This window comes from Anaerorhabdus furcosa (genome assembly GCF_900167375.1).
GTDB lineage: Bacteria > Bacillota_I > Bacilli_A > Erysipelotrichales > Erysipelotrichaceae > Anaerorhabdus > Anaerorhabdus furcosa.
In genome coordinates this window covers 299,370-312,453 of record NZ_FUWY01000001.1, presented here as the reverse complement: position 1 = coordinate 312,453, position 13,084 = coordinate 299,370, and the positions used below count along the sequence as shown (strand labels likewise).

Sequence of the window (13,084 nt, the reverse complement as noted above, 5' to 3'; positions counted from 1 at the left end):
AGTACTGACTATTCACTATCAATATCCTGCCATAATGCACGATACTCATTTGGATTGTGATTTGTGTATTCTTTAAAGATCTTCCCAAAATAACTAGAAGAAGAAAAACCACAAGATAGAGCAATAGTAGTAATGGGTTCAATCGTATATCTAAGTCGATAGGATGCCTTTTGAATACGATAATTATATAAATATTCTAAAGGTGTTAATTGAAGTGAATTCTTAAATGTACGATAGCATTCTCTTTCGCTAATAAAGGCTGAATTTGCGATATCAATGATCGCAATTTTTTCGCAATAATGCTCATGAATATAAACCATCATCGATTTAAGTTTATCTTCTGCAACATGTCTAGAATTCTTATTGGATAACAATACTTTGGTTTCATTTAATTCAAGTATTCTAATCCACAAGTCACAAAGAGTAGAGCGAATCATAATTGGAAATGCTAAATCATTTTCGTTTAAGGTGAAAGACTCTTTAATTAGTCGAATGAGTTCCTTGTGTTTTTTATTGGTGAATTGCATGAGCTCAATTTCATGTGAACTTGTAAAAGGTGCAATTAATGATTTATCGATAAGGCTCTCTTTTTTACCGCTTAAGAAGACAGGACGAAACATGTGGATTAAAAGAACTGTATTTCCATTTTCATCCAAGGAGCGTGTTTTATGCAATACATTTGAGTTTAAGATTCCTGCTTGACCTTTTGTGAATATTTTCTTTCCTTGAGGTGTATTGTATTCGAGGCTTCCACTTTTGACATAAAATAGTTCAATGGATTCATGCCAATGCCAAGGAGCAGTTTTTTCAGGATATTTATCTAATTCAGAATATGATGAAATATAGGGGAAATCGGGATTCATATTTGAAAGAATTTCCTGTTTATTGTTATTGCTAATTAATATGTTACTTATCTTTTTCATGACTGTTTCCTCTATAAATTATTTTAGCATAAGCAAATCATGTAACAGTACTAAAATTTAGTACTAAATAGAGGTTCCCTGGGATATGAAACTAAGAATAACCTCGTAGCAATAGAGAATTTTAAGAGAAAATGAGTACTTTTAGTTAAATAAATTGAGATTTAGCGTCTAAAGGAAGGGGTAGATACTGAAATATAAGTAGTAATTTGGTATTGTTTCTTTCGCTTTTGGTTAGATGAAAAGTTATATTTATGACAAAATACAGTATAATATTTTTGGCTATAAAAGATAATAGTAAACTTTTTACTCCTTGTAAACATTTAGTAAAAAAGTTAAAGAAAACGCTTGCATTTTATTCTCTCATAGATTATATTGAGAGTGTAAGTGGTATATACCGGCATAAATAAAGGGTATTTTTGGTATATACCGAGCAAAAAGGCTAGAAAGGGGAAATCATGAAAATTTGTTTAATTTGTTGTGCAGGGATGAGTACAAGCGCAATTGTAAAGAAAATGCAAGATGCTGCAACAGAGCAAAACATTGACGCAGAGATTTGGGCAGTAGGTGAAGCACAAGCGAAAGAAAATGTTGCGATTGCTGATGTCATTCTAATAGGGCCACAAATCAGATTTGCTTTATCTCGCATTCAAGCACTTGATCCAAACAAACCAGTAGCAACAATTGATATGGCTAGCTATGGTCGTATGGATGGTAAAAAAATATTGGCTGATGCAATAGCACTTATAAAATAGCTATTGTTCAACATAACTAAATTTCAAGGAGGATAAAATGAACGGTTTAGTAAATTGGATGGAACGTAATTTTGTTCCAATTGCAGCAAAAATTGGTTCTCAACGCCATTTAGTAGCAGTTAGAGATGCATTCATTTCTATTATGCCAATTACAATGGCAGGGGCTATTGCTTCATTAATTAATGTATTTGTTCGTGATTTACCAAATATGTGGAAGATGACAGATTTCGTTACTGCAATGGCGCCAGTGATTGGTGTTAACGGAAATGTATGGTGGGGAACTACTGTTATCTTAGCAATTGCATTTGTAATTGCACTTGGATATAACTTATCAAAGAGTTATGATGTGAACCCATTAGGTGGAGGACTTGTAGCATTATCTGCATTTCTCGTAACAACTCGTCAATCTCAAGTAGATGCAGGTTGGGGTTATTTCCACTGGGGAGAATTTGGAGCTAGTGCTCTATTCTCAGCATTATTTATCGGTTTAGTAGCTACAATGATTTATGTATTCTTAATGAAAAAGAATATTATCATCAAAATGCCAGATGTTGTTCCACCAGCTGTATCAAAAGCATTTGCAGCAATCATTCCAGGAACAATCGCAATTTATATATTCGGTATTGTTGCTTATCTATTCTCAACATTTGTTGGAATGGCATTTAATGACTGGGTATTCAAAGTGATTCAAGGACCATTCATTAATTTAGTTCAAGGTTTACCAGCAGTATTAATTCTTACATTCGTTGTACAATTATTCTGGTTCTTTGGATTACATGGTACAAACGTATTGGCACCAGTATTAGATGGTGCATGGTTAACTGCATTACTAGAAAACAATACAGCTTATATGGCTGGAACTGCAGTAGATAAACTTCCATACTTATGGACACGTGGATCATTTGATGCATTTGCATGGATGGGTGGAGCAGGATGTACAATTGCACTAGTTATCGCGCTATTAATTTTCTCTAAACGTGAAGATGAAAAAGCAGTTGCAAAAGTTTCTGCACCAATGGGTATCTTCAATATCAATGAACCAGTAGCATTTGGACTTCCAATCGTATTGAATGCAGTTTATTTAATACCTTGGTTAATCATTACTCCAATCTTAGTAACCATTGCATATTTATTTACTCAATTTGGAATTATCCCACCAGTGTTTATTCAAGTACCTTGGATTGTTCCACCAGTATTCTATGCATTCTTAGCAACAGGTGGAAATATCGTCGCAGCAGGAGTTGCTTTATTGAATTTAGTTATTGCAATCTTCTTATGGTCAATCTTCGTTAAAGTTGCGAATACAATCAAACCATCTCAAGAATAATAAACAATTATGAGGGGTGAAAACCCCTCTCTCATTTTAAAATAGGAGGTTTTATGGAAGGATTAGAACTACTTGCATTTCAAATTATTTCAACTGTTGGAACAGCTAGATCATTGTATATTGAAGCGATTCAAGAAGCTAAAAAAGGCGATTTTGAAGAAGCGACTAAGAAAATGGAAGAAGGAAGTCAACTTTTCTTAGAAGGACATCATGCACATGCAGAATTAATTCAAAAAGAAGCAAATGGAGAAATTACATCCATTAATCTATTACTTGTACATGCTGAAGATCAACTGATGAGTGCTGAAGGATTCAAGATTATTGCACAAGAATTAATTGAAATTTATCAAAGTAGAAAGTAGGGATTATCGTGATTTATGTAAATTGTGCTCAACATGAACAAGTGATAAAATTATTAGAGAGTTATCCAGGTGATGTAAAGTTTGAATTCAAAGGGAAAACTGGATTAAAACTATCCTTTGAAGCAACAACGGATGATGACTCAGCAGTAGAACTTGCGAAATCAATTATTAAAAATAGTGAGTTAGGAAAGTCGTTATATTTTCAAGTAATAAAGTGAGGATAAGAAAATGGAAAAATGGGGTTTAGCAGTTTGCACATTAGGTTTATTATTAATTACTCTTTCAGCAACCACAACACCAGTCAACTTAATGATGATATTTAGTGGGCTATTTTATGTAGTTGTAGGTATAGGCATGGTTATCTACAAAAACAGGAAAATGAAGAAAGAAAGAAGGGCTTAGTATGCAAATTCAACAACAATTAAAAATTAGTGCTAACCAATTTTCTCAACACATCCTCAATTCAATTCAATATGAACTTAAAGAATATGGACAAGTAAATGTAGATAAAGATCATATTCGTGCAGGAATAACCTATAAAAAACCATTAACAACCCAAATGAAACAAACAGACCATGTAACAGTCGAAATTACAAAGTTAGAAAAATCACCATTTGAGTATGAAGCTACTTTTGATTCAACTCAAGGGAGAAATACAATAAGATATAGTGCAAAGGATTTAAATGAAAATGAATGTTTAGTAACCTATGAAGAAGATTTTGTAGGTAAAGATACAATGAAGAAATTGAATCATAAACTTATGAGAGTATTTTATAAAGGAAGAAGTAAGAGAAGAATACATTACTTACTCAATGCAATTGAGGATCATGTATTAAAAGGAGAATAACATATGCCTAGACTTGGTATTTCATTATATCCAGATGTATCAAAAGACATGAAAAAAGATAAAGAGTACATTGACCTTGCAGCAAAATATGGATATTCAAGGCTCTTCACAAATTTACTAAGTGTCAGTGAAGAAGATTTACAGAAGTTCAAAGAATTAAACAAATACGCCCATGAAAAAGGATTTGAAGTAATCCTTGATGTTGCACCTAGTGTATTTGAAGCCAATCATTGTAGTTATGATGATTTAACATTTTTTAAAGATTTATATGCAGATGGAATACGACTCGACGAAGGATTTAATGGACAAAAAGAAGCATTAATGACTGTAAATCCTCAACGATTAAAAATAGAAGTAAATGCCTCACAGGATACAAAGTTTATCGATAATATTCTAAGTTATAAACCTTATCGTGATCATTTAATTACCTGCCATAATTTCTATCCACAACGCTATACAGGATTGAGTTATGAATTATTTAAGAAGACATCAAGTGCAATTAAAGAAAACAATCTAAAAGTTGCTGCATTTGTGTCAAGTCAAGAAAAGAATGCATTTGGACCTTGGCCAGTGAATGATGGATTATGCACATTAGAAATGCACCGTGATTTACCTATTGATCTTCAAGTACGACATTTATATGCAACAGGGCTTGTAGATGATATACTAATAGCGAATTGTTATGCTAGTGAAGAGGAACTTAAACAAGTAAACCAAATTCATCCAGGAAAGCTTACAATTAAGATTGAATTAAATCAACAAGTAACAGAAGTAGAAAAAGAAATACTATTTAATTACCCGCATTATGTCCGTGGTGATATGAGTGAATATATGGCAAGAAGTACCATGAGTAGAATTGACTACAAAGATGCGGTTATACCACAAGGGACAACACCAGAGGTATTGCATCGAGGTGATGTCTGTATCCTAAATGAAAAGTATGGACGTTATAAAGGGGAATTACATCTTATTCTAAAAGATATGCCAAATACAGGGAACATTAATTTAGTTGGTAAAGTATTAGAAGAAGAAAAAATCTTACTAGAATTTATTGAACCATGGAAGCCTTTTGCGTTAATTAGATAATGCTAAAGGCTTTTCCTATTGAAAAGTTTGAAAAAGTTGTTATTATTTTAAAGGTAGAAGGAGGATATGATTATGACAATACCAATATATCAAAAAATTATGGAATTAATCCGTGATGAAATACGTAATCAAGCTCCAAATACGCCAATTCTTTCAGAGAGAGAATTAGAGAAAAAATACAATGCGAGTCGTATGACAGTACGAAAAGCAATTGATCTTCTAGTTGAAGAAGGAGTCTTATATCGTGTACAAAATATTGGTACTTTTGTAGCGGATAGTAAGTTGCATAAAAAGACAGATAGCCATGCTTTAAATTCATTTGATTTAGAGTGTGATTACAAAATAATTTATTTTGATGTAAAAGATGAAAATAGAGAAGTAGCACAAAAACTCGAAATATCAACACATGATCAATTTGTTCGTATTGTACGTTTAAATTTACAAAACGGTCAACCAGAGAGTTTAGATCAGATTTATATTGTTCGCTTAATGATAGATGATTCTGTGATGAACAACATTCTTAATATTTTGGAGTTTAGTGCAAAAATTGAAACAGGTTCTGTAAATCAAGTATTCGTCCCAATGATTGTTCCGGTGAAATTTGCGAATTTATTGAATGTAAAAATTAACACACCTATCATTTGTGTTCAAAGCAAAATCAATACAAAAAATGGAAGAATCTATGCTTATATTGAATCTTATCTTAATCCAGAAGCAAAAAGCATTGAAATAACAATTTAAAGAAGAATTCGTTCTTCTTTTTTTTTGCCTAAAGGGTTATAATATCAATCATGAATGTGGGGAGAATATGTTTAGTAAGAGAGACTTGAGAAAATTAATAATTCCATTAATATTTGAACAAATACTTGCGGTATTAATGGGAATGGCAGATACGGTCATGGTAGCTTCATGTTCTGAGGCAGCGGTATCTGGTGTATCATTAATCGATGGAATCAACGTATTACTACTTCAATTGTTTGCGGCATTAGCTGTGGGAGGCTCAGTTGTAGTAAGTCAATATTTGGGGAAAAAGGATTTAGAAAGTGCAAAGAAAAGTTCAAAACAACTTGTATTTGCAACTGTATTTATTGCGATTATTATTTCAGCACTATGTATTACATTTAGAATTAATTTGATTCATATGATTTTTGGTAATCTTGATCCAGAAGTTTTTGAAAGTGCAAAAACATATTTCTTGATTACTGCAATTGGATATCCATTCATTTCTTTATTTAATGCAGGAGCTGCATTATTTAGAGCGATTGGGAATGCAAAGTTATCATTAAAATGTTCGTTATTAATGAATGCAATCAATGTAATTGGTAATGCAATCTTGATTTATGGATTCAATATGGGTGTTGCAGGGGCAGCAATCGCAACAACAGGATCAATGATTATCGGTGCATTTATCATGATTTATAATATTACACATCAAGAAACGGAAGTGAAAATTGATACCTTTAGATCTTATCGTCCTAACATGCAAATTATCAAAAAGATATTTTTAATCGGAATTCCTTCTGGATTAGAAAATGGTATGTTCCATGTGGGTAAGTTATTAACAGCAGGACTTATTGCGTCATTTGGTACAATATCGATCACAGCGAATGCTGTAGGAAATAATTTATCAAATTTGGCAACAATTCCAGAAATGGCGATTGGATTAGCGATGATTACGGTAGTAGGTAGATGCATTGGTGCTAAAGAATTTGAACAAGCACGTCACTATACTAAACTATTAATGAAACTTAGTTATATTGGAATTATTGCATTAAATGTGGTCATGATTTTATTATTAAAACCAATTTTAAGTATTTATAATTTATCATTACCAACCTTTGAATTAACATTAGAGATTATGACGATGTATTGTATAGGAGCTATGATCTTTGCAGTACCAGCTTTTGGATTACCGAATGCATTACGTGCTGCTGGAGATGTAAAGTACACCATGGTAACTTCAATCATTACGATGTGGGCATGTCGTATAGGACTAAGTTATTTATTTGGTCTAACCTTTGAACTAGGATTAGTTGGTGTATGGCTTGCAATGATGTGTGACTGGGTTATTCGATCAGCGTTCTTCTATTTTAGATATCGAGGAAAAACTTGGCTAACAAAAGGAATTGTATAAAATAAAAAAATTAGTAAGGTAGCAATTAATTACTAATTTTTTTTATTAAATTTCATAAATTAATGATGTTAGAAATAAATAAAGAATTAATGTATTATTTTGCTCATTAATCCAGTTAATTATTTGCAAAGATACTTTTAAAAGTATACTATATAACTAGGGTAATCATAGTGATGTTTAATTGCTGATTTTTATATTGTTAAGAATCATTTTTTATTTTAAATTATGAAATGTATAAACAGAAATAATAATTAGGAGAATTTACTATGCAAGATATTTTGATAAATAGAGCTGGATCATATATGCACGCTGGAACAGAATTTTCAGGTGGGAATATGACTCATTTAATATATAATGATCCATCCTTTGAAGTAACACATGATGTTTTTCCTAAGGGAACGGTGGGTTGTTTTTATACTATGGATACTGAAGAGTTTGAATTTAATTATATCATCAAAGGAAGACTTGAAATATTTGATGTTAAAGAAAAAGTTTTACTTTCTCCAGGGGATACATTTTGTTATCAAAAACTAGAACGCAATCATCTATTTAAAGCAATAGATGATGTTGAATTATTAAGTATTCGTAAGACTCCTTGTTTTGGTGAATTTGAAGAATCTGTAACACACCTAAATGAAATTCTTTTCCAATTACAAAATGTAGATGGTGATACCCTTTCTCATTGCGAACGCGTTAAGAATTTGACAATGGGTATTGCTTATTATCTTGAGTTTGATCAAAGTCAATTGCTTAATCTTTTTTATGCTGCAAAATTTCATGATGTTGGAAAAGCAAGAATTCCAGTAGAAATATTACTCAAACCTGAAAAACTTACAGATGATGAGTATGAAGTAATGAAAACTCATAGTCGTCACACTTATGAAATGATATTAGAATATTATGGACCTGAAGTCGCAAAGATTGCGTTTGATCATCATGAACGATTGGATGGAAAAGGATATCCACAGGGGTTAAAAGGAGATGAAATAAGTTTAGCTGCACGCATTATTTGTGTAGCAGATGCCTATGATGCAATGGTTGTAACACGACCTTATCGTGTTGGGATGACAACTAAAAATGCTCTTGCTGAACTGCGGAGATGTCAAGATATACAATTTGATTCTATTGTTATTGATGCATTAGAAAAATATCTTCTTGATTTAGATAAAGAGATAAATTAGTGCTCTTATAGAATTGCGATTAATTATTGTTGATTATTATGTGCCAATAGCCAGTCTTCACTTTGAATTATATTGGTTTCAATTTTAGTGTATTCATTCATTTTTGATACGATATTATAACCTAATAAATCTTTAAACTTATCGAAATTATCAATTACATTGAAATGCTTACGAAGTGCTACATATTTAATTATGCTTTCTTCGTATTTATAAATAACACCTATTGTTTTATTATGTATCGTATCCCAGTATAAATGAAGTTGATTTTCAAATACAATTTTTTCATTGTATTCTTTTAACACTTTAAATTCTTCATTGGATAGAGGATGGGTAAGCGCTACTTCCTTTGCATCATTACTGACACACTCTACAAATGCAAAAGTCATACCTAGATAATAAGAATATTTGTCAAATTTCATCATGTCACCTCTTGTATTCATTATAAATAGAAAAGAAGTAGTTGACTACTTCTTCCACTCAGATATTGCTTTATTTAATGATCGTCCCATTTCTTTAAAGAAATCAGAATTAATTTTTCGATCGTAGAAACGTTTCATCCAACTAACTGTTTCTTCATGTGTCCCAATACTAAACATTTCACCAATTTCTTCATCAGTTAATTCCTTGTAGGTGTTTTCACAAACAATGTATTTGTTTGTATAACGATTGTGTGGTGGAATAATAGGTGCATCTGGAAAATAACCTAACACAAGCATGCAACAAGGGAATACGTATTTAGGAAGATGTAATAACTCTTGGTGAATTTCTAAATTTTCCATAATATCGCCGATGTAGCATGTTCCTATTCCCATACTTTGTGCAGCAATAACTGCATTTTGCGCAGCGATGATTGCGTCTTGCATACTAAGAATAAAATCAGCTTCATCAATTGATTTGTCGCCTTCTTGTTTTGCACCAAACAAGGTAAAAGCACGATCCCATTTGCTCATGTCATTACAAAAGATTAGAATGTGACTAGCATCTTTAATGAAGGGTTGATTATCACACGTAACACTTAATCTTTCTTTTAATTCTTTATCGGTAATGTTAAGGATTGTGTACATTTGCATGTTTCCTGCGCTAGGTGCTTGTTTTGCGCATTGTATGATTGCATTCATATCTTCGTTGGTAATTGGAGTATCACTAAATTTTCTACATGAAGCTCTGCTTAATAATAAATCTGTTGTATTGTTCATAATTTCATTACATCCTTTCAAGAAAAATGATTGTGATTAAACCATTTTAAGAATTTCTAGTTCTTAGTAATTAACAAGTAATACTGTTTCTATTCTAGCATTCTTCTTAAACTTCATCAAAGATATCGCATGTTTATTCAAATAAAAAAGAGACAGAGTCTCTTTTTATTTTATAATCCACATTTTAGTTGAGCATTACAGTTTGTGCAAGTATTGCATCCACCAATTTCCTCTACGATACCTTCTAAGCAGATAGGACAGATGTCTCCAACTTCAACACCAATGTTTCTATCTTGACGATCCGCTCTTAAATCAGTTTTCTTTTCTTCTTCTTGTTGTTTTCTTACATCAACACCAAAGTCTTTTGTAATACTCATTTGATCCCATGCAGTATCTTCATCATTTGTAAGACTTAATACTTGAGAATCACGAGAACCATCTACATAAACAGTTCCACCTTTTGCACCACCATTGAATAAACGTTCATAAATGCGTTGTACTTGTCTTACAGAGAAGCCACGAGGTGCATTGACTGTCTTAGAGATTGATGAATCGATCCAATGTTGAATCGCACATTGTGTATCAGCGTGTTCTTCAGGAGAAAGTTGCATAGCACTTACGAAGTAATCAGGTAAAGAATCACGGCTATATCCAGGGTTAAGTGCTAACCATTGATCAACGATTGCAGCATTAACTTCAATGAATTTACCTAAACGTCCAGAACGGAAGTAACTAAAGCTGAAGTATGGTTCAAGACCAGTTGATACACCAACCATTGTTCCAGTTGATCCTGTAGGAGCGATAGTTAGTAAGTGAGAGTTACGGATACCATACTTAACAATATCTTGGCGAATACTTTCGTCCATTAGTTTCATATATCCAGATTGAATGAAATCTTCTCCCTTTGTAAAGAATGGGAATGATCCTTTTTCTTTAGCTAATTCAACAGAAGTTCTATAAGCACTCTCTGAAATACATTTGAATACTGAATTAATTGTTTCAATCGATTCAGGTGAGCCATAACGTTTTCTAGCCCAAATGAGTAAATCATGTAATCCCATAATACCAAGACCTACACGTCTTTCACCTAGTGCTTGATTTTTGTTTGCTTCTAAGAAGTAAGGTGTATCATCAATTACATTGTCTTGCATACGTACTGTAAGTGATACAGTGTTAGCGAGTTTTTCGAATAAGATTTCACCAGTATTTTTATTAACAAAATTAGCAAGGTTTACTGCAGCTAAGTTACATACAGAATATGGAGCTAGAGGTTGTTCGCCACAAGGATTTGTAGCAACTACTTTTTGACCATATGTTTTTGCGTTTGTCATATCGTTAGCATTATCGATGAAGAAGATTCCAGGTTCTGCAGAATAAGTAGCACAGAAACAAATTAAATCCCATAAGTCACGTGCTTTGATAGTACGATATGTTTTAACAGGATAGCCCATCTCAGCCCATTCACGTACATCACCAACATCATGCCATTTTTCATCATAAGCAGTTTTTTGTTCTTCGTTATAGATTTGAAGATCTGGGAAACGTAAATCAAATGTTCCATCTTCTTCAACAGCTTTCATAAATTCTTTTGTCAATGTTACAGAAATATTTGCACCTGTTAAGAATTCAGAGTTTTGTACTTCTAAACTACCGCCGTCTAATAAAACTTCACGTGCATGATCTTTGATATGTTCAGGCGTTGTTTTTGAATCAACTAAACTTTCATACATTTCTTTCTCTAAACGAGAGAGAGGTGTAAATTTAAGTTTGCGATGAGCTAACTCACGAATTTGTTCGTCATTTGAATTTTCGCTTAACCATTTTAATACTCTTGGATTTTGCATCTTAGAAATGATGAATTCATAAATATCAGGATGCCAATCAGCAAGCATAATCATTTGTGCTCCACGACGACTACCACCTTGCTCAACTAAATTAGTTAGATTCGCAATATCATTTAGCCATGATACAGCACCACTTGATTTACCACCTACACCTTTAGCAGGTGCAGATTTTGGACGTAGTGTTGAACCATTGGTTCCCACTCCACCACCACGGCTCATGATTTCCATAACTTCTTTTCTATGATCGGCAATTCCACCACGACTGTCTTTTACAAATGGCATAACGAAGCAGTTAAAGTAAGTTACTTGTGTTCCACTTCCAGCACCATATAAAACACGTCCTGCTGGTATTGTATTTAAGTCTTTTAATTGTTCATAAAACAATTGTCCATATTTTTGACGAGTAGCATCATCTTTTTCAGGATTAGCTAAAGCAAAACCAACACGTTTTGCGATTTGTTCATAAAATATTTCTAATGGTTTATCAATTTGGAAGAATGTACGTTTTACAAGACCTGTTTGAGATTCTTTTTCATCTTCAAGAGTTCCTCTAAATTCTTCTTCAATTTCAATCACAACAGTTTCATTAGCATGATCAATTGATTTGATAATACCTACTCCTCTTGCAGGATACTTAGGATCTTCTTTAATGACAGTTAAAACAATATCACCAACACCAAGAGAAATGAGTTCTCTATCTTTTTGTGAATATCGATCTAACATAACAAGACGTGATACACCACTGTGAATTGTGTGAAAATCAGACTCAATCTTTGTAAGATGAGGAAAATAAGCCTCAATGTCTTGATTTAGTTTTTGGATTGTTTCTTTGCTATAAGTCATAATACATTCTCCTTTGTAGTATTCTCGAAATATTCTCTACAACCTAAGATGAACCAAAAGTCACTTAAGCGATTGATATATCGCAAGATGGATGGTGGAACTTCTTGTTCCTGAATTAGTTGGCACAAAACTCTTTCAACTCTTCGTACAGTTGTTCGCAAATGATTCATTGCTGCTGCCTTTTCATTATCGAAAGGGTAAACAAAGTGAAAGGAATCGGTGATAGAATCTTGATCCATTGTCTTTTCTAGCCACTCTGTTTTGTCGTCAGTAAATAGTGATGCTGGACGATAACCGGCAATGATTGCACATATACAATTTAAATCCTCTACAATTTTTTTTGATGTAGAGGACTCGGAATCCCATTTTGCGCTGAGTAGGATGCATTCCGCAATACATGAGTCCAGTTCACCCAAAACTTCGATAACTAGACTAGATTTGCTAACGCGGTGATCAAAGATACTCGTTGTACCGGTATCGCCTCTCTTGGTAGATACCTTCATATAAATCCTCCTCAAAAAGCTAATCTAATTATACGATAAAATTACTGGGTTTTGAATAGAAAAACTTAACTTTCTTCCTAGAAACT

General features: G+C 32.8%; 15 protein-coding genes. 10 read left to right on the top strand and 5 right to left on the bottom strand.

The annotated features are described in order from the left end of the window. Positions 1–8: 8 nt before the first annotated feature. The gene (locus tag B5D14_RS01605) at positions 9–923 is read right to left on the bottom strand and encodes an AraC family transcriptional regulator (protein ID WP_078710833.1); all 915 of its coding nucleotides are present in this window, start codon (positions 921–923) and stop codon (positions 9–11) included. Between the two features lie 455 nt (positions 924–1,378). Here B5D14_RS01605 and B5D14_RS01600 point away from each other — a divergent pair, with 455 nt between their 5' ends. The 10 genes from B5D14_RS01600 (at position 1,379) to B5D14_RS01560 (ending at position 8,612) form a co-directional block, all read left to right on the top strand. Beyond that, positions 1,379–1,675, top strand: coding sequence for a PTS sugar transporter subunit IIB (locus B5D14_RS01600; protein ID WP_200804729.1), 297 nt, complete (start codon positions 1,379–1,381; stop codon positions 1,673–1,675). Between the two features lie 37 nt (positions 1,676–1,712). Next, positions 1,713–3,002, top strand: a complete 1,290-nt coding sequence (locus B5D14_RS01595) for a PTS sugar transporter subunit IIC (RefSeq protein ID WP_078710831.1) — start codon at positions 1,713–1,715, stop codon at positions 3,000–3,002. 53 nt (positions 3,003–3,055) lie between these two features. Further along, positions 3,056–3,364, top strand: a complete 309-nt coding sequence (locus B5D14_RS01590; protein WP_078710830.1) for a PTS sugar transporter subunit IIA — start codon at positions 3,056–3,058, stop codon at positions 3,362–3,364. Between the two features lie 8 nt (positions 3,365–3,372). Then, positions 3,373–3,582, top strand: coding sequence for a hypothetical protein (locus B5D14_RS01585; RefSeq protein WP_078710829.1), 210 nt, complete (start codon positions 3,373–3,375; stop codon positions 3,580–3,582). A 10-nt stretch (positions 3,583–3,592) separates the two neighbouring features. Then, complete coding sequence (locus B5D14_RS12110; protein WP_159443685.1) at positions 3,593–3,766, top strand: hypothetical protein; 174 nt, start codon at positions 3,593–3,595, stop codon at positions 3,764–3,766. A 1-nt stretch (position 3,767) separates the two neighbouring features. Then, the gene (locus B5D14_RS01580; RefSeq protein ID WP_078710828.1) at positions 3,768–4,211 is read left to right on the top strand and encodes a DUF3284 domain-containing protein; all 444 of its coding nucleotides are present in this window, start codon (positions 3,768–3,770) and stop codon (positions 4,209–4,211) included. A gap of 3 nt (positions 4,212–4,214) precedes the next feature. After that, positions 4,215–5,297, top strand: a complete 1,083-nt coding sequence (locus B5D14_RS01575) for a DUF871 domain-containing protein (RefSeq protein WP_078710827.1) — start codon at positions 4,215–4,217, stop codon at positions 5,295–5,297. Positions 5,298–5,369: 72 nt separating this feature from the next. Next, positions 5,370–6,038 (top strand): GntR family transcriptional regulator, encoded by a 669-nt coding sequence (locus B5D14_RS01570; protein WP_078710826.1) that lies wholly within the window; start codon positions 5,370–5,372, stop codon positions 6,036–6,038. Between the two features lie 67 nt (positions 6,039–6,105). Then, entirely contained in the window at positions 6,106–7,431 is a 1,326-nt protein-coding gene (locus B5D14_RS01565) for an MATE family efflux transporter (RefSeq protein WP_078710825.1), read from the top strand. 266 nt (positions 7,432–7,697) lie between these two features. Beyond that, positions 7,698–8,612 carry an HD domain-containing phosphohydrolase gene (locus B5D14_RS01560; protein ID WP_078710824.1) on the top strand — a complete coding sequence of 305 codons (915 nt, stop codon included), beginning with the start codon at positions 7,698–7,700 and terminating at the stop codon, positions 8,610–8,612. A gap of 23 nt (positions 8,613–8,635) precedes the next feature. Here the strand turns inward: B5D14_RS01560 and B5D14_RS01555 are convergent, their stop codons facing one another. The 4 genes from B5D14_RS01555 to B5D14_RS01540 all read right to left on the bottom strand — a co-directional run bounded on the left by B5D14_RS01555 (position 8,636) and on the right by B5D14_RS01540 (position 12,998). After that, positions 8,636–9,031: a hypothetical protein gene (locus tag B5D14_RS01555; RefSeq protein ID WP_078710823.1), complete on the bottom strand. Its 396-nt coding sequence runs from the start codon at positions 9,029–9,031 to the stop codon at positions 8,636–8,638. Positions 9,032–9,076: 45 nt separating this feature from the next. Then, a complete protein-coding gene (locus tag B5D14_RS01550) occupies positions 9,077–9,808 on the bottom strand; it encodes a nitroreductase family protein (protein WP_078710822.1) in 732 nt (243 codons plus the stop codon). Between the two features lie 170 nt (positions 9,809–9,978). After that, positions 9,979–12,495: a vitamin B12-dependent ribonucleotide reductase gene (locus B5D14_RS01545; RefSeq protein ID WP_078710821.1), complete on the bottom strand. Its 2,517-nt coding sequence runs from the start codon at positions 12,493–12,495 to the stop codon at positions 9,979–9,981. Next, positions 12,492–12,998, bottom strand: a complete 507-nt coding sequence (locus tag B5D14_RS01540; RefSeq protein ID WP_078710820.1) for an ATP:cob(I)alamin adenosyltransferase — start codon at positions 12,996–12,998, stop codon at positions 12,492–12,494. The genes B5D14_RS01545 and B5D14_RS01540 overlap by 4 nt, the downstream gene beginning before the upstream one ends. Between the last annotated feature and the right edge of the window lie 86 nt (positions 12,999–13,084).

What these genes read in the sequence shown, in the direction of transcription:
- B5D14_RS01560 (WP_078710824.1), top strand. Translation starts at nt 7,698, where the DNA reads ATGCAAGATATTTTGATAAATAGAGCTGGATCATATATGCACGCTGGA.
- B5D14_RS01600 (WP_200804729.1), top strand. Translation starts at nt 1,379, where the DNA reads ATGAAAATTTGTTTAATTTGTTGTGCAGGGATGAGTACAAGCGCAATT.
- B5D14_RS01575 (WP_078710827.1), top strand. Translation starts at nt 4,215, where the DNA reads ATGCCTAGACTTGGTATTTCATTATATCCAGATGTATCAAAAGACATG.
- B5D14_RS01570 (WP_078710826.1), top strand. Translation starts at nt 5,370, where the DNA reads ATGACAATACCAATATATCAAAAAATTATGGAATTAATCCGTGATGAA.
- B5D14_RS01605 (WP_078710833.1), bottom strand. Translation starts at nt 923, where the DNA reads ATGAAAAAGATAAGTAACATATTAATTAGCAATAACAATAAACAGGAA.
- B5D14_RS01595 (WP_078710831.1), top strand. Translation starts at nt 1,713, where the DNA reads ATGAACGGTTTAGTAAATTGGATGGAACGTAATTTTGTTCCAATTGCA.
- B5D14_RS01580 (WP_078710828.1), top strand. Translation starts at nt 3,768, where the DNA reads ATGCAAATTCAACAACAATTAAAAATTAGTGCTAACCAATTTTCTCAA.
- B5D14_RS01555 (WP_078710823.1), bottom strand. Translation starts at nt 9,031, where the DNA reads ATGAAATTTGACAAATATTCTTATTATCTAGGTATGACTTTTGCATTT.
- B5D14_RS12110 (WP_159443685.1), top strand. Translation starts at nt 3,593, where the DNA reads ATGGAAAAATGGGGTTTAGCAGTTTGCACATTAGGTTTATTATTAATT.
- B5D14_RS01540 (WP_078710820.1), bottom strand. Translation starts at nt 12,998, where the DNA reads ATGAAGGTATCTACCAAGAGAGGCGATACCGGTACAACGAGTATCTTT.
- B5D14_RS01545 (WP_078710821.1), bottom strand. Translation starts at nt 12,495, where the DNA reads ATGACTTATAGCAAAGAAACAATCCAAAAACTAAATCAAGACATTGAG.
- B5D14_RS01590 (WP_078710830.1), top strand. Translation starts at nt 3,056, where the DNA reads ATGGAAGGATTAGAACTACTTGCATTTCAAATTATTTCAACTGTTGGA.
- B5D14_RS01550 (WP_078710822.1), bottom strand. Translation starts at nt 9,808, where the DNA reads ATGAACAATACAACAGATTTATTATTAAGCAGAGCTTCATGTAGAAAA.
- B5D14_RS01565 (WP_078710825.1), top strand. Translation starts at nt 6,106, where the DNA reads ATGTTTAGTAAGAGAGACTTGAGAAAATTAATAATTCCATTAATATTT.